This is a genomic window from Flagellimonas algarum (assembly GCF_040513375.1).
Lineage (GTDB): Bacteria > Bacteroidota > Bacteroidia > Flavobacteriales > Flavobacteriaceae > Flagellimonas_B > Flagellimonas_B algarum.
Window position 1 is genome coordinate 230,200 of record NZ_JBEVTG010000001.1, and the last position, 23,083, is coordinate 253,282.

A 23,083-nucleotide genomic window follows, 5' to 3' on the forward strand; every position below is an offset into this window, starting at 1 on the left:
GACTTGAATAGCTACAAATCCACTCAGCTATTCATCTCATTTTGACGACTGAATACAAGGTCATAAAACCATCGACACCCTCTTCCTTCGTTTTATTTCAAGCGGAAAGTAACGGCTCAACTAGTTCTCAATACATGGACAATCGATGAACCTTTTCCAAAACCCATTGGCCATCCTTCTTTATATACTGCTCGGCCAGACTGGCACCGATGGCTTTGCCTCCCTTGTACTTTTTGTTTTTTGCTGCATACCATCGGAACAAAAGGGCTTTGTTGCGAGCGACATAGATCGGCCTGGAGAAAAACCGTTTGGTGTAACCGCCATTTTCTTTACAGGGAGGACTAGATCGGGAAACAGCAATTAACAGGCCCTTGAGCTTTTGGCTTTGGACATAATCCGCCGCCTCAACACTCCTTTCCACTTTTTTTAATTGCTTCTTGGTCAACCCTCCAATCGCCTTCATGTCTTCGTACATCTTTTGAAGAGGATTGGAACCCACTTCGAACACTATGGTATCCTTGATCTTGTTTTGCACCTTTTGTAATGCTTGGGCGTAAATTTGGTAATCATCTTCAACATGTTGCGATTTAACTCCTTCAAAACACAAAACGGACAGTATAATTGCGTAAATATAATTTCTCATCAGAACAACTTGTTTTTCAACATTACAAGGCCGACATTGGACCTCCAAACTGATTCTCCAAAAATCTCCTTTTCAAAAACAAGGCCAACTTCATCTTCATCTGCCCGAGACTCTGCATGCAGTTCACCCCAGAATTCGTTCCCAAAAACAGTATCGCCTAAATGGGTGTATTCATGTAATATAGTTACAGCAATCAAAAAAGCCATAGCGTCAGTAAAATTTTGGTCTTTTTCAACATTCTCAAAATCATTAACCAAATCTATATCCAAAAACAACGTATTTATATTTTCTGGGATTACATGACCGTTATAAACACCGTAAAGCTCATTATCGCCATCCCCGCCTAACTGCGTAATTTCTATCTCCGGTCCTTTTCCCCATTGCAGGGCTTCCTTAATCGTTTCAATCGGGGCCTCGGTCAATCCGTGTATAACGTTAACAATATCTTCATTTTCAGCTACTTTTGGCAATTCTTCCATCAGAAACTCCGTCAATCGAGGGTATCTCGTTTTGTATTCTTCCGATTTGGATTCCGGATATTTTACGAACGGGAACATCGACAATTGGGCGTTGACGATACTCGCATTAACCAAGTTTTTGATATAGCCTTCCATTTGTATATCATTGTCAATGTTCCTCCAAAAAGAAACAATGTTTTCCGTTAATCCCCAATTTTCAGGCAGGTTCAAAAAACTTATCTGCTCTTGCGTCAAACCGATATCGAGATCCAACGTGTCAACTAAGAGCGAGATGCGAGCGGCCATGGCCAGGTCGATGTTGATCGCTGCACCACCCGATGGGCCCGACCCGCAGTCATCACACGCATCGTTGGCACCCTTCAAGATGTGGGTGCTACCGCCGTTGGGGCAGCTTACATCCAACACCCAATACGACCCATCGCCGTTGCCTCCGCAAGAATCTGATCCATGCAAAGTGTATTGATTCGAACCACCACATGGCACAAAGGTGTTATCATACGTACAACCTCCACTACTACCACTACCGGATCCAATGCCTCCACTAGCAGCCCCGCCACCAGCGCTTCCATCCGAAAAGTCATCCTCGTTGCAAGGGATCGGATCTCCTACGGCATCGAACTGCGCTTCACAATCGTTTTTCGAAAACAGACCTTCATCAAAATAGCTACTGAAGGCATGTTGCTGCACCGTGCCGGTGAAATGACCGAAGTCGAAACCACTTTCCGCCCAGGAATCATAAGTAGCCTCATCAGAGCTATACTTCAAAATGATGGGGACGTATTGTACTCCTAAGGAATCGACCCCGACCACGAGATTATGAATAACCGTCTTAGGGGCATCAGGAAGGGTAAAGCCGAAAGAGTACAAAGTATTGTTCAGGGTATCGATGACCCTTGCGATATGCTCGATATCGAAAACGGCTTTCTCATCATCAGCCTTGCCCGTTATCATGTCCTTTCCTGCCCGGGCATTGATGAAATCAGCTATCTCGGGGATTTCATCAATGGAAACCGTTTCCGTAAAGAAGGTGGTCGTTGGCAAGGAAGCTGGTTCTTGAGTTGAACCGTCTTCTAAGACAGGCTCGTTCATAGGTTCTTCACAGCCCAAAAAAAGCAGTATTAGTGCAACAAACAGGGTTGGACAAAAATACTTCATAGCGTTTCGTTTAGTTTTTAATGCGGAATGAAACTAGGCTCCCACACCCGCATTTTTTGATAATTGCCACCCCAATGCTTTCATCGACCACTTCTTCGTATCTTAAGGCCATGCTACGTTTTTTTACGACCGTTCGCCGTAAGTTGTTGTCCGAAGGCAAGTCCGCCCAATACCTTAAGTACGCGCTAGGAGAGATCGCCCTGGTAGTCATCGGCATCTTGATCGCACTACAGATCAACAACTGGAACGAAGCCCGAAAAGAAGAAAAAGCACTGAAAGAATACCTGGTCAAAATCAAATCGCATACGCAAGAAGACCTGCGCCAGCTTGAAGACATCACCGTAGGCCGCAAACGCATCGCCGATCTCTGTAAAAAGGCACGCAACAGCATCTTGGACAAAACCGAAGATCAGAACCTCCTGCTCTTTATGTTCAGTGGTCTTGCCTTCGCCGATTACTACTTCAAACCCAATGTCGGCGGGTATGAAGCCTTGAAGAATTCGGATTATTTCGGTAAGATCAACAACACGCCCTTGGATTCCCTTTTGGCCAAATACCACGCCATGGTCGAGACCATTGCAGAAAACGAAAAGAGCTACAACGATTACACGGTGGACCAAGAGGGGTTCCTTTCGACCCAATACGATCGCTCCTTGATCTTGGCTTCGGCTTTTATGCCCCAAGATTCGCTCAAGAACCGGGCGACCACCCAACAAGAAATCGATGCTGCATTTATCGAATACACCCGATCGGCCCCGTACCGAAACGTCATCAGTCTAGCCGCCTTCCAAATCGATGCCATGGTGGGCCAGTATGGCGAGTTGAGCGCCCTGGGCACGCAGGTCATTTCGGAAATCGATTTGATGGTTTCCGAATAAGGCCATTCAATGATGAACGAAAATTTAACCCACGCTTAAAGACCAAATCCATTCCTAACTTAGGAAGAAGCGGTATCTTCATCAGATCAAACACCACCATAAGACACTTGCTATGTACGCTTCGCTTACCGCTAAACCGCTAACTTTATGTATCGCCATTGCATTGACCTTTACCCTCTCGGCCCAACACAGCCATACGCACGAAGGGTTGCACCACTGGGAAATTCCGAGTAAAGATCCAGATCGGATCATGCTTACCTTCAAAGGCGACCCTGCGACCAGTAGGGCGGTAACCTGGCGAACCGACACCAGTATCGAGAATGCCGTGGCCCAAATCGCCGAGGCGATGGTCAATTCGAACTTTACGGCCAATGCGGCAACCCTAGCGGCAACTACCGAAAGTTTTGATTTAGGGTTGTACAAAGGAAACAGCTCCTTAAACGTACATTACCACAGTGTGGTTTTCGAGGGTTTGAAAGCCGATACCCAGTACGTGTATCGGGTTGGTGACGGCGAATCACACTGGTCGGAATGGATCCAATTCAAAACCGCGAAAGCCGAATACGCCCCGACCCAATTCGTGTATTTCGGTGATGCCCAGAACAGCGTGCTCGAGCATTGGTCACGTGTCATTCGGCTGGCTTTTCAAACCGCGCCCCATGCTTCGTTCGTAGTACATGCCGGTGATCTCATCAACGATGCCCACCACGACCAAGAATGGGCCGAATGGTACAAGGCCGGTGGGTTCATACACAGCCAATGGACGGCCATACCCGTTGTGGGCAATCACGAATTCAGATCCCTGTCAAGGGGTGACGCACGCCAATTGGCCATCCAATGGCGCCCACAATTCACCCTGCCCGTCGAAAACGATTTGCCAGCGGCCTTGCATGAAACGGTCTATACGGTCGACTACCAAGACATACGGGTCATCGTGCTGAACTCGAACGACCAATTGGAAGCCCAAACGGCCTATTTGGAAACCCAACTGAAAAATTCAACGGCAAAATGGAACATCATTACCTGTCACCATTCGGTCTTTTCACCCGCCAAGGGGCGCGATTTCCAATTCGCCCGTGAACATTGGAAACCCTTACTCGACCAATACAACGTCGACCTGGTCCTCAATGGCCATGACCATACGTACGCCCGGGGGCATGTACCGGTGCGATCGACCGATAGCACCTCCGATGAGGACCTCAGCACCGTTTACGTGACCTCGGTCAGTGGCCCGAAACAATACGAGCTTGATGAGGAACAAATGAAAGCCTACACCGCACAAGGGTACACCTTGGACAAAGCTGCGGAACAGACCCAGTTCTATCAGGTCATCACGATCGACGGCAATACCTTGACCTATGTAGCCTATACGGCTTTGGGTGAAGCATACGATCGAGCGGTGATCACCAAGGACTTTGCAACCGGAAAGAAAAAATTGGGCGAGTGATACGGGAATCCATCGGATAGGTCCGGATCATTGCCCCAAATTGGGTAACTTATTCCCTCAACCCACAGCATGGAAACTGAGAAAGAACACTTTCCGACCAATCGGCGACAAGATACCAATCGCATCATGGGCATCGCGGCGATCGTAATCAGCGTTTTTTCGATGTTCGCGGTCATTTACCAATCGTATCTCGCACGGGAAGAAAACCGATTGATGCGCATTCAGCAAAGTGCTTCGGTATTGCCCTACTTAAGCCATTGGTACAGTGATATCGACCACCAGCTCAAATTCGTCATCGAAAACAAAGGGGTTGGTCCGGCGTTCATCAAGGAAGTACGGTTCAGGGCGCTAGACCCTAAGACCAAAGACACCTTGGTGTTCGCGAGTAGCGATCTTTTGTACCGCCACCTGAAAAAACACTCCCCCCTGATCGATTCGCTGGCTATCATCAAATCAAGCTTTCGGCAAAACATGCTATTGGCCCAAGGCGAATCCATTTCCGTGTACAACTTCCCATTTGAAGATGAAGCCGCTGAACGCCGGCTTAAAATCGCTTTTTACGGGCTGTTCCCAAGTTTTCAGATCCGTTATGAAGACGTTTATGGAGCTTCATGGTTGCTCGATTCCGAAAAAGGGTATCCCGTGGCAATCACACGTCCCTAACCCTTTTCATCCCTTCAACTTACCGAAATCCGTCGAACCTTGCCAAGACGGGCATCGATTATGGCCGACACCCTATACGATGTCGCGAAAAATCACGTTTCCTTTAGGGTGGCCCGATACCCCAAAATCAACCAAAGTCGCCCGTAATTAAACCTTAGGGTGCCTTTCGGGTCTAAGCTTACAAAAACACTCCCGCTATGAAAAACCTATGGATACTCCTACCCCTATGCCTGCTTTTGGCTTGTAGTCCCTCAGATGACACTGTTGATGATTCGGCCCCGGAAGACAATCAAGATCCCGTGGAGTCGGTATTGACAGAAAGCCTTGTGGCATTAGGCGTGGCTTACGGTGATGATCCCCGTCAATATGTCGATATCTACAAGGCCGCCTCTGCCTGCCCGACACCACTTTATTTCGATGCCCACGGCAATGGCGGTACGACGGCCATGCCAAACTCGATCGTTGAGGAATTGAATGCGGCCGGAATTTCGGTAATCGCCTGGGAATCGTTGACCTCGGTCAATACTCAGGAAGAAGTTGAAACCGGATGGAACGATGCCGAATTGATGTTCGCCTGGGTCATGGCAAATGCCCAAGCCTACAACTTCGACACCTCGAACATCATCATTGGCGGTTCTTCTCGGGGAAGCATCCTGAGTTGGAAATACGGTCACAACGGAACCGCGGGCATCAAAGGGCTCTATATGTACAATGCCCTACCAGGCAACACCTGGGCCGATCCCGATTGGTGGTACCCCCCGAATGATGTTTCGGCTGACGCGCCACCGATCCAATTCGTTTACCGAAGAGAACCGGGTTCTTCGACCGATGCTGACGATCCCGACATCCACGACCCTGATTTCGGGTACATCATCATGGAGACCTACGAAGACCTAGGTATCGGTGAAAAAGCGGCTTTGGTGCATAGCATCGGTGAGACCGATAATACCGACAAATACCAGTTCTTGCTCGATTTCGCCCTGCCCCTGCTCGACGACTGTCAATAAAGGGTTCGTTTTCAAGCCAAAGCCCGGAGGTTCCCTTGCCCTTCGCTGCACAATTCGTATTTTTTAGCGACGAACGCGAAATCAAACGGATGCGACAATCCATCGTACATGTGGCCCTGGTGGTACGTGATTATGACGAAGCCATTGCTTTTTACACTCAAAAATTGCGCTTTGAATTGATCGAAGACAGTGATCAGCCCGAGCAAGACAAGCGATGGGTGGTGGTTTCGCCTCCCAACGGATCCGGCACCAAGCTGTTATTGGCCAAAGCCAGCACACCCGAACAAGAAAGCCGCATCGGCAACCAAACCGGTGGCAGGGTCTTTCTGTTTTTGAATACGGACGATTTTTGGCGTGATTACCATGACATGGTGGCCCAGGGAATTGAATTCGAACGCCCTCCCAAAGAAGCCCCGTATGGTACCGTTGCCGTCTTTAAGGACCTTTATGGCAATCTTTGGGACCTCCTTCAATTAAAGGCAACATGAAAACAACACCTGGTATTCGAATGGCGCTGGCCATCCTTATAGGATTGTTAAGTGTTTTCATCACCACCTTTTCCTTATAGCTAATCAAGTTGCACGAGTGTGCTTACACGGTTTACCCCCTCATTTCCCACTTGTTAACTTTTCAAGCCCGGCCATACCGTAAACAGACCCATCGGCTACCTGGTATTATGGCCACTCAACAATTCAAGCGAAATTGAAGTTCCAAATCTTTAAAACTTTCCCTATGGATCATGCTCGATTAGCCGCCGAATTCTACGCAAAGAAAAATGCCAACAGCGACATCATACAATTGATGATCGGTTTAAAATCCAAATTAGCAGTTTTGGGTCTTCTAAGCCTTATGGTCTTACTGTTCGCTTGTGGCAGCGATGATAACCAAGCCGTAATTGTCAGTGAGGAACCGGTGGAAGAGGAAATGGCAGAAGATCCCGGCGAAATGGACGAAGCAACGGACCCTGATTCGGATGATGACATGGATTCCGGCGACGATTCCGATTCCGACACCGATGACCCCAGTGGATTCGATATTTCAGGAAAAGTCCTGCTCTGGCTAGATGCTTCAAACCATGGGGCATTGGCCTTGGAAGGTGAGCTCGTATCGGGCTGGCAAAGTGAAATCGGTGATGTCATGGCACTCCCGCAAGCCGAACGCATGGTGTTCGATGCCGAAAACGATCAGGTCATCGGGTTTTTCAACGGGGTCTTGGGGGTTGAGGACCTTGGCCAAAACGTAACCGCCTTTTTGCTGGTAGGCACCATCATCGAATCCGATAGCTACAGTACCATACTAGGGAACAGCCTCATCGATTTCGGCGATGCATCACGCTACCTGCTACGACAGGCAAACACCCAACGGTTCGGAAGTATGCCTGAAGGGTATTTCAATGGTAGAATGGAAAAAGTCAATCCTGATGCGGCCGACCTTCCGGGCAATGATGGGCGCCATCTCTTTTATGCCGAGACCGACGATGAAGATCTCTCGAATGCTTTCTTTCTCGGTTCTAGTGGCAATGGACAAAACGGTCAATTCGGTTATCATGAGGTCATTGCTTTCCATACACCATTGACACCGGAGGAATTGGATCAAGTTGTCACCGAATTGCTTGAAAAATGGGCGATTTCGACCTCGAATTGAGTGGGCTTAGCTTCCATTATGCCTTGTCCCAAAACGATTTTCTAGCATAGACAGCCATCTGGCGTCTGCAAATTCAACCTATAAAACCTACAACCACGATCATGGTAGCCCTAATTTCATACCACAACGTCACCACGGCCATCCTAACATCACAAAAATTAAGGAACGCAGGTCTAAGTACCCTCATCAAAAAATATCAAGGCAATCCCACGACTTACACCATCACCATTGGAGAGGAAGACTTGGAAAAAGCCCAAGAAATCTTGAATCAACCCACTGAGCGTCCGAAAGGGACCGGCGTTCAAACCGAAGAATACGCCAAGGATATTCCAAAGGCACTTCATCTTGGTCGGAGCCTAAGCCAACGCCTTGACTATATCTTCTACCGGTCAGAAATCTGGAAATACTTGGCAAGCGCCTATCTCTTGTGCGGTCTTGGTATTATCACCTTCTCATCGCACAAGACCCTTGAAATGGAAACCCTTTCATGGGCTACTATATTCATGTTCATCGGGTTTATGATGTTGTGGACTTCACGAAAATAACCTGGGTAGATTTGTTGTTTTGTTGATTTTCGGTAGCTTACTGGTGCATCTGAACACCAAAAACACCGAAACCCATGAAACGCACCACCATCTTTTTGCTATTCGTATTGGTTACGGCCCATTGTTTGGCCCAAAACGCCAGGGCACGTGACTTGGGTATTCCTTTTTTCGGAAAACCCGGTCCATTGAACGCCATCACCGACGTGAATGGTCTTGAGGTAGGCTATGCAACCATTATCGAAGGGGATGGGGCGAATATTGTTGGTAAAGGACCCATACGTACCGGGGTCACTGCCATTTTTCCTCGCGGAAAGGCCAAAAAATTCAGTCCCGTTTTTGCGAATTGGTATAGTTTGAACGGGAATGGCGAAATGACAGGTACGACTTGGGTCACCGAATCAGGTTTCCTTGAAACACCCATTATGATTACCAATACCAATAGTGTGGGTACCGTTCGCCAGGCGGTCTTAAAGTGGTATGTCGACTCTGACTGGTACCGTGGGGAAGACTGGTGGTATACCTACCCGGTAGTCGCCGAAACCTACGACGGGTTTTTGAACGACATCTATGGTTTTCATGTGAAGGAAGAACATGTGCTCGAGGCCATTGCCGATGCCAAGACCGGTGCGATCCAAGAAGGGAATATTGGCGGAGGTACGGGAATGATGTGCCTGGGATTCAAAGGCGGTACCGGAACGGCTTCAAGACAATTCAAAATCAAGGACTCGACCTACACCCTCGGCGCCTTGGTGCAGGCCAATTTCGGATTTAAATCCAATTTGACCATAGCCGGCGTCCCTGTTGGCCAAGAACTTCGGGATACCCTGAATTACAAATTAAACAAACCGCCCATGGCCAATCGGCAAGAGGGTGATGGTTCGATCATCGTTGTCATTGCCACCGATGCCCCATTGCTGCCGCATCAGCTTAAACGGGTGGCGCAGCGGGTACCTTTGGGTATCGGCAATGTGGGTGGCCGAGGTGCTAACGGGTCTGGGGATATCTTTATCGCTTTTTCAACGGCCAATGAGGGTGCCTTTGATCGAAACGAAATCGTTCAAGTCGAAAGCCTTCCGAACGACCAAATGAATTGGATCTTTCAAAGCACGGTGCAAGCGGTGGAAGAAGCCATCATCAATGCCATGATCGCCGCTGAGGACATGGAGGGGATCAACGGCAATACCGCCTATGCCATACCGCACGATCTTTTGATCGCCACCTTGAAAAAGTACAACCGGATCAACGAATAACCAGCCGTTTCACAGCCTTCATCGACCCAATCATCAGTATGTGTTACAATACCAGACAATCACGAAAAAAAGCCTCCATCCAACGTTGGGCGAATTTGGAAGCCGGATTGGGGGAAATCCCCGATGACCTTGAACTCATCCTGTTCCACGCCAACGGCTGGGCGCACCCGATCATGTGGTCCATTACGCAAGAACGGCCGGATCACCTCTCCCCGAACATGTGGGGCATCATGCCCCCGAATCGGCGACAGGCAGAATTCGCTGAATACTTTAAGAATCCAAAAACCTTTGGTGGACTGAATGCCAAATCGGAAAAACTTTTCGACCATTTCATTTATCGTCACGCTTGGCGCCACCAACGTTGCCTGATTCCGGTAGATGGGTTCTTCGAACCCCATAATACCAGGGTCAAGGTAAAAGGTCGCGATTTCAAAGTCCCGTTTTATTTCAGTCGAAAAGACAACGACCCCTTGTTATTGGCAGGCATTTATACGAATACGGTCGATGGCAGGCGCACCTTTACCGTGTTAACCAAGGCCGCCACCCCCATGTTCGCCAGCATCCATAATGACAAACAAAGGCGACCGGTCATCATCGATTTGCAAGACAAAGACGAATGGCTTTATGAAGGCAACGGGGAACAGGAAATCCAAAACCTCATCGATAACGATCTTTGGGAAGGTGCGTTACAGGCCCATCCCGTAAGCCGGGATCTGTACAGTAGATCCGTTGATTCAAACCACGATACTATCATCGAAGAAGTCCCTTACCCTGAAGTTTCGATATCGTATTGACCCTAAGGCAAGGTAGCATCCTTGCTCATGACCTCCCTACTTCTTCAGATAATGGACCTCGGAAAGCATCTTCAAGGTATCCGCTGCTTGTTCGGCGGTAATATCGCGCTGGGGATTGCCGAACAGTTCATACCCGACCATGAATTTTTTTACCGTGGCCGATCGCAACAAGGGTGGGTAAAAGACCATATGAAAATGCCATTCCGGGTGGGGTTGACCGTCAGTCGGGGCTTGATGGATCCCTGCCGAATACGGAAACGAGGTTTCGAACAAGTTGTCGTATTTGGTGGTGACCCTTTTGATCATTTCAGCGAAATCCGCTTCTTCTTCCGGGTTGAGTTGACCGATATGTTGCATGTGGCGTTTCGGAATGATCATCGTTTCGTAAGGCCAAACGGCCCAAAAAGGGACTAAGGCCACAAAATGGGCACTCTCTGCAACGATCCGTTCACCCATCGCCAACTCTTGGTCTAAATAAGAACCCAAAAGGCTTTGGCCCTTAGCAGTAAAATGGGACAATTGCTGTATCCCTTTTTTCAAAGGTTCTTCGGGGATTGATGATTGTGCCCAGATCTGACCGTGCGGATGGGGATTGCTGCATCCCATCAATTCCCCTTTGTTCTCAAAAATCTGCACGTGGTTGATTTCGGGGCGGCTACCCAAATCACTATACTCCTGCTTCCATAGCCGCACTACCTTTTGAATAGCGGGTACCGACATCATGGGTAGTGTCAAACTATGGTCTGGTGAAAAGCAAATGACACGGCAGATGCCTTGTTCGCCTTGTGCACGTAACAGTCCATCTTCATACAAATCCGTACTACTGTCGAAGGTTATCGCCCCAAAGTCATTGTCAAAAGCGAACGTATCCGTATAGACTTCGTTGATTGCACCGTTTGCCCTTCGGTTACCCGGACATAGATAACAATTCGGGTCATACAATGGTCTTGAGGTAAGGGGCAGCTTCTCGACTTTGCCTTGCCAAGGCCGTTTCGTACGGTGCGGAGAGACCAATAGCCACTCACCGGTCAAAATGTTGTAGCGTCGATGCGGGCGTTCTTTAAATTCGGTATCCATAAGTTAGTATCGTTGTCTGACCCCGTCACCAATGGCAACGATATGGGGGGTAGGTTGTCGTTTAAAAGTTTGCTGGTACCGTTTCGAAACGGTAGCGATAAAGGCATCAACATGGTCTTGGTGTACGATATTGATCGTGCAGCCCCCAAAGCCGCCTCCCATCATTCGGGAACCGATGACCCCGGCTTGTTTTTCGGCCTCCGCTACCAGAAAATCGAGTTCAGCACAACTGACTTCATACAAGGTACTCAAGCCCTGGTGCGATTCGTACAATTTACGGCCGAATCCGACCAAATCCCCTGCTTCCAAAGCCTTGCTGGCATCTTTGGTGCGTTGGTTCTCTTCGACCACATACCGGGCCCGTTGGTAGAGTTTCTTGGCCATATTCGTTTTGTTCGCCTCAACGATCGATCGTGGTATCATCGCCAAAGCTTTCAGGTCAGGATGCTGTTGTTGTAGGAGTGCGAACGCCGCTTCACATTCTTGACGTCTCAAGTTATATTCACTGGTAGCCAAGTTGTGCGAAACATTGGAGTTCATCAAAACGATGGCGTAGGGTGACAGGGCGGCAGGTACATAGTGGAAGGAACGGTCAAAACAATTCAATTGGATCAGATGATCCCCTTTGCCTTTGACAACGGCAAACTGATCCATGATACCACATTTGGTGCCCACAAAATGATGTTCCGCGCGATGGGCCACGGCAATGAGTTGATCATCGGAGAGTCCGATCCCGAAAAGGGCATCCAATCCTTTGGCGATGCCACATTCCAAAGCGGCCGAAGAACTCACCCCTGAACCAATGGGCAGATTACTCTCGACTTCACATTCGAATCCTTCAACGCTTCCTGGAAATTCCTGCTCGATAAAATAGACGACCCCCAAAAAGTAATTGTGCCATTCCTCATTACTGACCTCAAGCTTATCGAGATCCATATCAAAGGAGGCATTGTAGTTCTTTGAATACACTGAACCGAACCGACCTGGTTTTTTGGAAAGACGTAGCCCAACGGTCAGATCGATGGCGGCAGGTAACACCAGCCCACCATTATAATCAAGATGTTCCCCGATCAGATTGATCCGTCCGGGAGAGCTGATGACAACATCCGCAGCTTGTTCCATAGTTAAAATTAGGGATTATCGAATCAATCGGAAACCTGCTTCGCCTTCGACAATTTGGCCAATCCGCCCTTGGGTATCGATAGAAGGTTGATCCCTTGGGCAACGGCCAGCAATCGTTCTTCCAACAACTCCCCCACACAACTATATACCTGGAGGTGGAACAGCAGCTCTTCGGATGCCATAAAGACCACCGATTCACTTGGCGAAGCATTCAATACCTCGATCTGATCCGCTGTCGTATCCAAATCAAAAAATCGGGATTCAAATACCCCAATGATACATTTTCCATCGAGGTTGGCCTTTTGTATAGGATAATTGCCCAATGGGGCCGTCGGTATGAATTTCCCGGAAAGGAAGACGGAGGCGTTCTCAGTCCAATATTGGGTATAAAAAGAAATCATCCGGCGATGGGCCATCGGCGCATCCTGTAACATAACCGATATCTGGGGCACGCCGAACAAGGTGTTCATATAGTGCAAAGCGGCGGTTTCTACCGTTTCTTCAAAGTGCCAGGTGACCATGTCGGAATGCACCGCGGTCGAGCCGCAAAGCATTTTGATATCGGCGATGCGCACCCGGTTCATGACATAATCGCCAGGGCAGTCGAAAGCACGGAGCATATTGCCGTACTTGCGCATGGCCGGGCCGGTATATTTTTGACGGAATTCGATGAAAATATCGGGTTTCAACTCACGCACTGCCGTGCTCACACCGGTCAATAAGGCGTCAACAGCCTCGTTTATCGAAGCGTAATCGCGAGCTGGATCTGGTCGAAAATCCGTATCGGGATAACTTTTGAAGTCATCGATAAAATCCAATTTCAAGCCATCGAGGTTCCAGTGTTTGACTGCATTCACATAAATACCCGTCAAATACGCCCTCACCTCCGGATATCTGGGGTCGAAAACAGGGGCCCAACGGTGGTTTTCGGTCAAGAATTTACCTTTAAACCTTGTATAGGCGTCCGACTTTACCCCACAAAAAGGCACCGAAAACCAAAGTCCGACTTTTAAACCCAACTCTTGGATGTCCTTTACCAGTCCGGGAAAATCATCAAAATGCTCCGGTCGCCAATCCCCGGTATGATCATACCCCCGGTTGTTGTCTTTGGTCTGCCAACCATCATCGATGATGATGGCCTCAAACCCCATTCCTTTGGCCAGCCCGCATTCCTTGAGCAAGGTATCGCGTTCGAGGTCTTGATGAAATTGGTACCAAGTCGAATAAAGCGGTAGCTTGGCTATAGCAGGGACAAAAGCCGGTTTTAGATGGTCGAAACTTTCCCACCAACTTGCGGTATCGGCAATGGCATCAGAAAAATGAAGCGGTCGATAATCAAGTCGGATATGCACATTGAAGTCCTTGATCGGGTATTTGCACTCGGTGAAGAAGACGATCTTACAGTAAAATTTGTTGTCTTCTTCGCGGTATTTGGCCGCCATCTCCAGTTTATTGATGGCATTTGAACAAGAGAAGGTCAGCACATTTTGATCGTTACCCCCGAAAAGGGATAGGATCGGCGCATCGATGGAGATGCGTGATTCGTGATAGTCGAGCTCCCAGTCGGCTTCGATGCGTTTTGAAAAATCGGCTGTGGGCTTCCAGACCCCTTTGACGTCGACTGCTGGAATCGACCATTCCAATTCAATGGGTTTGGGTATAAATTCCGTTTCGTTTTCGATGTTCAGCCCATAGATGGAGACGCCACTTTGGTCTTCAATGCGTTCCAATTTGCATGCCATGGGGTTCGCATTGGATTTCAAGCGTACCTGATCGTAAATCGTATTGAGCACTTGCTTCATGTATCGGTTCGTTTATCGCTAGGTTGTCGGCGGTCGTTTGTCGTACGGTTATGATGAGGGGTTCGGTTAGCCAAAAGGCCAAGTGTTTTCATCTTGGCCTTTTCCTCACTTACTGAACTTAAAACTAACTCAAACTTAAAACTTTATCAATAACCGGGGTTTTGTACCAAATTCGGATTGGCATTCAATTGCGGCACCGGAATCCAGAGTAGTTCATCTTGACCTACCGTGAAAAAGGCCGATTCACCTGCCAACGATTTCGGATGTCTACCCCCTGCAATGGTGGATCCTTGGCCCATAACCTCATCGGCCAATCCCCAACGGACTAAATCCAAGAAGCGATGACCCTCACCGGTCAATTCCATGATACGCTCATCGACAATGGCGTTGAAGAGGTCATCTTGGGAGAGGCCGGCGGGCAAATCAGCGATCTCGGCCCGTTGACGCACTTGGTTGACCAAGTTCAGAGCTTCTCCACCATTCCCCAAAGCGTTTTCCGCCTCAGCGAGCATCAACAGCACATCCGAATAGCGGATCAAACGCCAGTTCACTCCGGTCGTTTGCCCGAAACCAGGCAGTTCTTGACGGGTACCTGCGAACAGGAAGGCATACTTACGGGTAAACAAGGCATCGACACCGGCGACTTGCGCAGCTTCGATATCGGGCGCGAAATCTTCCAAAAACGGCACTCCCCCATACCCGGTCGCTCCTGGGTAATCGAAAGCGATGGTCGCGTTTCGTCGCACTACATCCCCATTATCCTCAAAAACCTGAAGGATATGCGGGTTGATATAATGGCTACGATCCAGACTTACCGTCGGTGGCGAATAATCGATGTAGAAGTTACTTTGGGACCCTGTCAACGGCACATCAGATCCCCAAACGAAATTGTCTTGAGGGGCGAACTGTAATTCGAATACCGATTCGATGTTGTTCTCATTGGCCGTCGTAAAATTGTCTTCGTATTGGGCCGCTGGCAGCAGATCGTACACCCCACTATTGACTACGGCCCTCAAATCGGCCGCCGCCTCTGCAAAGTTATTGATGTACAGATGGGTCTTACCGCGTAAGGCCAGTGCCGAGCCACTTGTTGGTCGACCTGCATCGTTTCCTGACCAAGTAGCCGGAAGCATATTGGCCGCCATGGTCAAATCATCGATGACCGCATCATACATCTGTGCTTGGGTGGCTTGGGTCGGAAAGAAATCTTCTTGGGTCACCGGTGTGTTCAACACCAAAGGGACATTACCCCAAAAGGCCGCCAAATACCAATTGGCAAAGGCACGCATAAAATATGCCTGGCCTAGGATCTCATCACGGGCACTACCGGCCGGAAGGTTTTCATCATTGGCCTCTTCCAGTATCGTATTCGCCCGAAAAATGGTCTGATAGAGTTGCGGGAACATATCGACCGACCAACGACTGACCCCAGGCACCCCTTGAAGGGTCGATAGGGTGGTGTTGTTGGCAAAGGGTACGACGTTAAAGGCATCTGAGCGCAATAGTGGTCCGGTATGAACCACACGGCCCCAGAAGAACACGGCGGTAATCGGGTGGATCATTCCATTGACCGCTACCCTGAAATCGGCTTCGTTGTTGAAGAAGTCAAGTTGCGATACGGTATTCGGATTGGCGATCTGCAATTGATCTTCATCACAACCGTTCAATGGCAGTAGCATGGTCGCTACGACCAAGAGCATCAAAATTTTACTCGTCTTGATTTTCATTGCTTTAATTTTCATGATTCATTAGCTTTTTAAAATGAGACCTGGAGTCCGAGCAATAAGGTCGTCGGTCTAGGTTGTGCACGCAAATCGATACCCCTTCCGAAAATGGGTGTGGTCTGGGCAGGGAAACCGAAGAATCCGCCGCCGGTACCAGCCGCAGTGGATCCGATTTCAGGATCATAGCCACTGTATCCGGTGATGGTGAATACATTTTGCATGTTATAGTAAACCCGTGCGTTGGACACCCATGGAATGTCAAGGGCAGTGGTCAGGTCATATCCGATTTCCAAGGAACGCAATCGAAGGTACGATCCATCTTCCACATAAAAATCGGAAGGGAGCTGGTTACCCGCCGCATTCGGCAAAGAAGCCCTTGGAATATTGGTGTTTTCATTTTGTCCTAGAACAAAAGCATCGCGTACATATCCGAATTTATTACCATCCAAGAAGAAGGTACCGGTGAACCGCGTGGCATTGAAGATCTCGTTCCCTTGAACCCCGTTTAGGGCCATACCGAAATCCCAATTCTTATAGGTACCGTTAAAGGTCAATCCATAAGTGAAATCAGGAACCGGAGAGCCCAGGTTTACGCGATCGTCATTGTTGATGATCCCGTTACCATCGACATCGACCCTTCTAAAGTCACCGGGCTGTAAGATCGCACGACGCTCGGGATCGTTCGCCAAACCGGGATCACTGTCGATTTCGCCCTGGCTTCGGTAAATTCCATCATTTTGGAACCCAAAGAAGAAACCGATCGGTTGCCCCAACTCAAATCGGTTCGGGGTATTGCCCTCTTCATCGATCGATGGCCCGACCAAAGGATTCGGTAGATCAGTAAGCTCATTGCTCAAAGTGGCAAAGGTCAAACCGACATTGAAATTAAAGTCACTACCCGAATCATGGTTGTAATTCGCTTGTAGTTCAAAACCGGAGTTTCGGATCGAAGCCGCATTTTGGGTTACCGGAGTGGCCGAGCCCGTAGTCGACGGTACGAATACCGGTGCTAACACATCATTGTTGTTACGCACGTAGTAATCGGCACTGACAGTAAGACTGTTGTTGAGCATGGCGGCATCGATACCTACACTGGTCGATTCGGCGGTCTCGAATGAAATCGATTCATCAACCAAGGAAGTGATCGCGAATCCGGAAGCCGTTGTATTGTTGAAGCTCACATTCGATGAGGAATTCAACACGGATTGGAAAAGGAAATCACCGATGTTCTGTGAAGCCAACTCCCCATAACCCCCACGTACTTTGAAGGTATTGAAGAAAGAGTCTTCAGGCCACCAACTTTCGTTGCTCATCACCCAACCCGCAGAGAAAGCCGGCAAGACGATACTGTTGTTGTCGTCGGAGAACCTCGATGAAGCATCACGACGTACAATGGCGGTAAACAAATACTTGTCGTCGTATTTGTAATTCACCCTACCGAAGGCAGAGAAAATACGGGATAAGAAACGTCCTCCCCCACTGTTGACGATCTGATCGGCGAAAGTGGCGATGTTGGTGATGTTGTTCGACGGCAAACCTTCGGCATATACAGCCAAGGAATTGTTATCGATTTCTTGACGGGCACCACCGAGTAACACATCGATGTCATGTTTGCCAAATCGCTTTTTATAGTTAATGGTCGGTTCGATATTGGTCGATAAGATCTCGCCCCGTACTTCGGTCAAGTCGTTCAAAGGATTGAAATTGACCTGTTGATCGGTCGGGCTAAGGTCGAAGGTCGGCTGAAAGGTGTTGATATAGGTATTTCGATAATCGACACCCATATTCAAGCCTACGGTCAAGCCTTCGATCACTTCATATTTTACGTTCACGTTCCCCAAAATGTTGCGTTGGGTCGTTTGGTCCTTTACCAATTGGGCCAAGGCATAGTTATTGGTACCCCCAGATCCGTTGAAAAGATTCGAATCGATGGCTTCAAAGCCTCCGAGTCTCTCAGGGGCCGATTCACGCACTACCGGTGCAGTAAAGGTGTTATTGCCAAAGAAAGGGTTTTGATCCCTATTGATCTGATTATAAGCAAAGGACTCCTCAATAGTAAATTTCCCGATTTTGAACCTACTGTTCAAACGGGCATTGATGCGCTGGAATTCGCTACTGATTACGATCCCTTCTTCATCATAGTAGTTGGCTGAAAAGTAATAGGACGAATCCTCACCACCTCCACTGACATTGAAACCGTAGTCTTGAATGGCTCCGGAATTCAATGAAAGATCTTGGAAATCGGTGTTGACTCCCGGATCGACGATATTGGCCGGTTGCCCTTCATTGATACTTCGCTGGTTCAAAAAAGCAACGAATTCCGGACCATTGAGAAAATCCAAGGTCTTGGAAACGGCATTGAAACCACCTCGAATATCGACGGATACCCTCGGGGCCGTGTTGGCCCTACCCCGGTTGGTCGATACGATGATCACCCCGTTTGCGGCCCGAGTACCGTAAATGGCCGCGGAGGTCGCATCCTTCAATACTTGAATATCCACAATGTCTTTGGAATTCAAAAAGGTAATGTCATCGACCACCACCCCATCGACCACATATAGTGGAAAGGTATTGGTCAATGAGCTGATTCCACGTACGATAACGTTGGTACGCGCACCTGGTTCACCACCACCACTTTCGACCTGCACCCCTGCCAAACGCCCTTGAAGCGCATTGGTTGGATCGGAATTGACGATTTGTTTGATTTCTTCTTGTTTGATTTGGGAAATGGCACCCGTCACATCGACTTTCGCCTGTGAACCGAAACCAACGATAACTACTTCGTCGAGGGCTTGGGCATCCACTTGAAGTACAATGTCCATTTGGGTGTTTCCGGCAACCGGCACTTCTTGGGTCATGTATCCGATATAACTGAATACCAAGACCGCATCGCTGGCGACCGAGATCGTGTAGTTTCCATCAAAGTCGGTGGTCACCCCATTGGTGGTACCCTTCTCGACGATGTTCACCCCGGGCAATGGCCCTTCGGTGTCGGAGACTGTTCCTGAAACCGCTAGTTCTTGGGCCATGGTCGTGCAGGTAAAGACAAGGGCCACGAAAAACAATAGCTTTTGAAGGAAAGTTCGTTCCATAAAAATAAGTTTTAGTTAATCATTCTGTGCTATGATAGTCTATGCTACTTTTCAAAAGTATAAAAATATTGTTAAAAACAAATTTTTAGGATGTTTTTTTAACTCTTCATCAAAAAAATAGGGTTCAAAAAAAGAATAGCGCAATTACCTTACAAGGAATCTCTTTCAATAAGCGTGGTGGGAACTACCGTATTCACCGCTTTGATATTCCGGATATGCTCCGCAGTAGTCGCTGCCATACGATCGAAATCAGTTGATATGGTCGTAATGCCCCCTGATACGATTTCCTTGACGATATGATCATTGAACGAAAGAACGCCTACATCCTTGCCGATACGGTAATCGGAGTTGCGACAATCCTTGAGCAACAACCAAAGATCGGAATCACTGATGAACAAATACGAAGTCCCCTTTTTTACCGAATTGGCACGATAGGCCTTTTCGACCTTAAAGGTCAAGCCATGGTCTTCACAAAACCTCACGAACGACTTCAATATCCCCTCAGGATAATCGAGATCGTTGCGAAAAAATAGGATGACTTCGCTATACTTCTTGATCTTGGGGAGTAAACCACTTAGATTGACGTACGTACTTTGTTCGAACTCCTGGGTGATATACGTATAGGCATCGCCCAGGGCAATATATCGGTCAACCACCACCAATTTCTCTGGCGGAATCGTCGAAAGCAGCCCCTTGACAGGATCTGCTTCAATCGGAGCGATTACATACATGCCATATTTACCACGGATATTGAGGAATATGGTTTCGAACACATCCATGTTATTGTGGTGGAAAAACACATCGATCTGCACCTTCTCTCCCAACTGCTCGCGAAGGGTATTGTAAAACTCCTGTTGGAACCGCTGGAAGGAATACATCAACAGGGCGATTTTCAAAAATACCTTGGTCTCGTTACTGACCACGAAATAGCCTTTCGTCTTCTTCGACTCGACCAAACCCCGATCCTTCAGCTCTTCGTAGGCCTTTACGATGGTCTTTCGGGCAAATCCCAATTCTTCAACCATACTATTGATCGATGGCAATTGACTCCCTATAGGCAAATTTCCCGCATCGATGGCCTCCATGATACCCAAGACCAAACGCTCGTGCTTCGAGAGTGCGTTCACATCTTCGAGTTGTATAATAAAATCAACTAATTGCATCGATAGTCTTGTGATAGATCGCTAATAATACGAAAAATGCGAAGTCGCGGCAAATCAAGTCGCCCAACCTACTATTGAACCGGTGCGATGGCACTTTTGGGTACAACACCATCATTCCTCCAATTCAAAGAGGTCATTGACCGGAACGCCAAAGACCTTGGAGAGCTTCAATGCCAATTCGGTCGATGGCACATAGCGGTTCTTTTCAATGGAATTGATCGTCTGTCTTGACACTCCGAGCAAATTCGCCAACTGTTCTTGGGTCAGGTTCTTCATTGCCCGTTGCACTTTAAGGGTATTACGCAACATCAACCCAACCGTTTCAATTGATGGAACGATGCCAGCTGAACCAATAACATAAAGATCAATACCGGAAAGAATCCTTGGTCTAGCTCAGGGTTCGCCTCTCCCAAAGCCCAATCAACGGCATAGTTGATATAGGGCTGTATCAAGGCATACAATACGCCCATAACAAAAGCCCAACGATACGATAGGGCGCGAATGCTGTTGATGAACTCGTCCTCAATACGTTCCTTGGCCAAAGAAACCACCAACAAGGCGATGATCAAGGTACTGGTCAGCACAGGCTTTACCCATACTGGGGCATCGATAAACTTTTTTCCGATCATGAGTAGCACGATACACAAGGCCGCCCATAACCCTAGACGTTTATAAGAATGGGCGATTTGGAAGTTCGCCCAGCGATGGATTCGCTTTCGTTCGGTTTCACAATAGTCACTCATAGCCTACACTTTGCAGTAAAAGTAAACTATATTTTACTAAATGTAAAGTTTATTTTACATTTTAAAGATGAAGAAGTGCCTTTTCGGGCTATTTGCTATTTCAATACGGGGGCAACCGAAGGTAGGGCCGGAGTCAATTTCAACACCGTTTCAAGAAATTCATTGGTTTCTTTAGTGACTCCCTCTAAGTCTTTTGACGTAATGTAGGAAGTCATGACATGGTCACCCGCTTCAGGAAAAGCGACCTTTTCCTTTAGGTTCGTCGGGGTGCCGAGTTCATCGAACATGGTCAACATGGCCGGTACGGAGACCACATTATCTTGGATGGAATCGTTTTTATAGAAATACCCTAAAAAAACAGGTTGTTTCACCGCTTCAAAGGTTTCGGGCAGCATGGTCTCATCAACCATGGCCTGTAAATGGGTCAAGGCTTTCAAACGATAGCGGGTCGTCCAATATTGGTTCTTTAGGTCGATATCGGTATCGAATTCATGATATTCGCTCCCTGTGACCCATTTTGCCATCTGTAGACCCCATGGTTTGGCCAAAAGTGTGGCACTGGGATCGAAAATCGCCACATTGGGCGAATACAGCAGCAGGGCTGCGATATCAGGATCCCCTCCTGATAAATGTAAGGCTAAAGTACCTCCGGTAGAGGTGGCCATTACAATGACCTTTTCACCGAGTTGTTTGGCCACGGCAATGGCTTCTTTAGCAGAAGCGATGACTTGATCGGCAGTAAGATCCGACATGGGGTCATCTTCCTGCAGCCCATGACCGGCCAAACGGGGCAAATAAAGGTTGCATCCATAGCGTCGGGCGGTTTCTTGGTGTAAGGGGTCGCCTTCTTCTTGGCTTGCCGACCAACCATGTAAATACACGATACTGTAAGGAGTCTTTGTAGGAACGCTATCGGCCCAGATGATCCTGGCGTGGTTATCGGGGCGGATGTTGGGTGTGGCCTTCTCTTCCGCTACGATGCCGGCTTCAAGGGCGACTAGATCACTAGTGACCTCGGGAAGTGTTTTGCCCAAATCAGGTCGATCGACCCGGGGCCCGAGCAAATAGACAACGATCAATAATGCAATGCCTCCCAGCAATCCTTTCAATATGCGTTTCACAAGTCTTATGTTTTATCAGTTACAATCCAAGGCATACCGATCCTCATCATCCTTCACCCAAGTTTCCGGAATGGTTTCCAATTGGGTCGAATTCACCTTGATACAGGTCAACGGGTTGTCGGTTACATCGAAGTTGTTCAAATCAAAATTACTGGTCACATCGATGGACTCGATCTGGTTGCCATCGACCACCAAAAGCTGCAAGGCCGCATTGCCTGAAACCGGCATTGCGGTCAATTGGTTTCTAGAGGCGCTGATCTTCTCCAAGATACCCAAACCCTGTACTCTGATTTCGGTCAGGGCATTGTCATCGACAAACACGAATTTGAGCAGGGTATTCGACGTGAGATCCAAGGTAGTCAGGTTATTCTCGACGGCCCAAAGGTTTTCGAGCATCTCGAAATCTTCGATGCCCTCGAAACTTGAAATGCCCTTGTCGTTCAATATCAGTTCTTTGATCCCTTGTATATTCGAAGTTCGGACCATTCCGTCTTCTTCATCATCAAAGCCCAATTCAATCAAATTCCTTTCGAATTCGATATCCGGAATGGCCGTCATGGCGATAACGGGCTCATCATTAGTGGGAGTGGTTACTATTTGGTCTTCGGTATCGGAGGCATCATTCGAACACGACCAAAGTAAAATGCCCGACATGAATAGCGCAAAAATTGTTGTTTTCATAGCGGCCCAAAAATACGATTTTTCATATGAATCAAATTATCTTAAATTTCATG

21 protein-coding genes are annotated in these 23,083 nt (G+C 48.1%); 9 read left to right on the forward strand and 12 right to left on the reverse strand.

The features are described from left to right. Positions 1 to 127: 127 nt before the first annotated feature. Together ABV409_RS01150 and ABV409_RS01155 are read right to left on the reverse strand one after the other, a co-directional pair. Positions 128 to 643, reverse strand: a complete 516-nt coding sequence (locus tag ABV409_RS01150; RefSeq protein ID WP_353875694.1) for a hypothetical protein — start codon at positions 641 to 643, stop codon at positions 128 to 130. Further along, entirely contained in the window at positions 643 to 2,277 is a 1,635-nt protein-coding gene (locus ABV409_RS01155) for a hypothetical protein (protein WP_353875696.1), read from the reverse strand. Before ABV409_RS01155 ends, ABV409_RS01150 begins: the two co-directional genes overlap by 1 nt. 110 nt (positions 2,278 to 2,387) lie before the next feature. Between ABV409_RS01155 and ABV409_RS01160 the strand changes: the two genes are divergently transcribed. The 9 genes from ABV409_RS01160 (at position 2,388) to ABV409_RS01200 (ending at position 10,505) form a co-directional block, all read left to right on the forward strand. Further along, complete coding sequence (locus ABV409_RS01160; protein WP_353875697.1) at positions 2,388 to 3,155, forward strand: DUF6090 family protein; 768 nt, start codon at positions 2,388 to 2,390, stop codon at positions 3,153 to 3,155. Between the two features lie 112 nt (positions 3,156 to 3,267). Further along, positions 3,268 to 4,602 carry a purple acid phosphatase family protein gene (locus ABV409_RS01165; RefSeq protein ID WP_353875698.1) on the forward strand — a complete coding sequence of 445 codons (1,335 nt, stop codon included), beginning with the start codon at positions 3,268 to 3,270 and terminating at the stop codon, positions 4,600 to 4,602. Positions 4,603 to 4,671: 69 nt separating this feature from the next. Then, positions 4,672 to 5,265 carry a DUF8453 domain-containing protein gene (locus ABV409_RS01170; protein WP_353875699.1) on the forward strand — a complete coding sequence of 198 codons (594 nt, stop codon included), beginning with the start codon at positions 4,672 to 4,674 and terminating at the stop codon, positions 5,263 to 5,265. Positions 5,266 to 5,462: 197 nt separating this feature from the next. Beyond that, the gene (locus ABV409_RS01175; RefSeq protein WP_353875700.1) at positions 5,463 to 6,272 is read left to right on the forward strand and encodes a hypothetical protein; all 810 of its coding nucleotides are present in this window, start codon (positions 5,463 to 5,465) and stop codon (positions 6,270 to 6,272) included. Positions 6,273 to 6,361: 89 nt separating this feature from the next. Continuing rightward, positions 6,362 to 6,760 carry a VOC family protein gene (locus ABV409_RS01180; protein WP_353875702.1) on the forward strand — a complete coding sequence of 133 codons (399 nt, stop codon included), beginning with the start codon at positions 6,362 to 6,364 and terminating at the stop codon, positions 6,758 to 6,760. A gap of 244 nt (positions 6,761 to 7,004) precedes the next feature. After that, positions 7,005 to 7,916, forward strand: coding sequence for a hypothetical protein (locus tag ABV409_RS01185; RefSeq protein WP_353875704.1), 912 nt, complete (start codon positions 7,005 to 7,007; stop codon positions 7,914 to 7,916). A gap of 101 nt (positions 7,917 to 8,017) precedes the next feature. Further along, complete coding sequence (locus ABV409_RS01190) at positions 8,018 to 8,461, forward strand: hypothetical protein (protein ID WP_353875706.1); 444 nt, start codon at positions 8,018 to 8,020, stop codon at positions 8,459 to 8,461. A gap of 74 nt (positions 8,462 to 8,535) precedes the next feature. Next, complete coding sequence (locus ABV409_RS01195; RefSeq protein WP_353875708.1) at positions 8,536 to 9,711, forward strand: DmpA family aminopeptidase; 1,176 nt, start codon at positions 8,536 to 8,538, stop codon at positions 9,709 to 9,711. A gap of 38 nt (positions 9,712 to 9,749) precedes the next feature. Further along, the gene (locus ABV409_RS01200; protein WP_353875710.1) at positions 9,750 to 10,505 is read left to right on the forward strand and encodes an SOS response-associated peptidase; all 756 of its coding nucleotides are present in this window, start codon (positions 9,750 to 9,752) and stop codon (positions 10,503 to 10,505) included. Positions 10,506 to 10,541: 36 nt separating this feature from the next. On the opposite strand, the gene ABV409_RS01205 is transcribed toward ABV409_RS01200, so the two are convergent. From ABV409_RS01205 to ABV409_RS01250, 10 genes are all read right to left on the reverse strand, one after another. Then, positions 10,542 to 11,582: a UDP-glucose--hexose-1-phosphate uridylyltransferase gene (locus ABV409_RS01205; RefSeq protein WP_353875712.1), complete on the reverse strand. Its 1,041-nt coding sequence runs from the start codon at positions 11,580 to 11,582 to the stop codon at positions 10,542 to 10,544. Between the two features lie 3 nt (positions 11,583 to 11,585). Then, the gene (gene galK, locus ABV409_RS01210; protein WP_353875714.1) at positions 11,586 to 12,704 is read right to left on the reverse strand and encodes a galactokinase; all 1,119 of its coding nucleotides are present in this window, start codon (positions 12,702 to 12,704) and stop codon (positions 11,586 to 11,588) included. Positions 12,705 to 12,727: 23 nt separating this feature from the next. Continuing rightward, entirely contained in the window at positions 12,728 to 14,506 is a 1,779-nt protein-coding gene (locus ABV409_RS01215; protein WP_353875715.1) for a glycoside hydrolase family 36 protein, read from the reverse strand. A 146-nt stretch (positions 14,507 to 14,652) separates the two neighbouring features. Beyond that, positions 14,653 to 16,248 carry a RagB/SusD family nutrient uptake outer membrane protein gene (locus tag ABV409_RS01220; RefSeq protein WP_353875717.1) on the reverse strand — a complete coding sequence of 532 codons (1,596 nt, stop codon included), beginning with the start codon at positions 16,246 to 16,248 and terminating at the stop codon, positions 14,653 to 14,655. Between the two features lie 14 nt (positions 16,249 to 16,262). Further along, the gene (locus ABV409_RS01225; protein WP_353875718.1) at positions 16,263 to 19,322 is read right to left on the reverse strand and encodes a SusC/RagA family TonB-linked outer membrane protein; all 3,060 of its coding nucleotides are present in this window, start codon (positions 19,320 to 19,322) and stop codon (positions 16,263 to 16,265) included. Positions 19,323 to 19,471: 149 nt separating this feature from the next. Then, positions 19,472 to 20,485: a GntR family transcriptional regulator gene (locus ABV409_RS01230; protein WP_353875719.1), complete on the reverse strand. Its 1,014-nt coding sequence runs from the start codon at positions 20,483 to 20,485 to the stop codon at positions 19,472 to 19,474. 111 nt (positions 20,486 to 20,596) lie between these two features. After that, on the reverse strand, positions 20,597 to 20,794 hold the full coding sequence (locus ABV409_RS01235) for a helix-turn-helix transcriptional regulator (protein ID WP_353875720.1): 198 nt from the start codon (positions 20,792 to 20,794) through the stop codon (positions 20,597 to 20,599). Beyond that, the gene (locus tag ABV409_RS01240) at positions 20,794 to 21,228 is read right to left on the reverse strand and encodes a hypothetical protein (RefSeq protein WP_353875721.1); all 435 of its coding nucleotides are present in this window, start codon (positions 21,226 to 21,228) and stop codon (positions 20,794 to 20,796) included. Before ABV409_RS01240 ends, ABV409_RS01235 begins: the two co-directional genes overlap by 1 nt. 95 nt (positions 21,229 to 21,323) lie before the next feature. After that, positions 21,324 to 22,349 carry an alpha/beta hydrolase gene (locus ABV409_RS01245; RefSeq protein ID WP_353875722.1) on the reverse strand — a complete coding sequence of 342 codons (1,026 nt, stop codon included), beginning with the start codon at positions 22,347 to 22,349 and terminating at the stop codon, positions 21,324 to 21,326. 15 nt (positions 22,350 to 22,364) lie between these two features. Beyond that, the gene (locus tag ABV409_RS01250; protein WP_353875723.1) at positions 22,365 to 23,030 is read right to left on the reverse strand and encodes a leucine-rich repeat domain-containing protein; all 666 of its coding nucleotides are present in this window, start codon (positions 23,028 to 23,030) and stop codon (positions 22,365 to 22,367) included. Positions 23,031 to 23,083 lie beyond the last annotated feature (53 nt).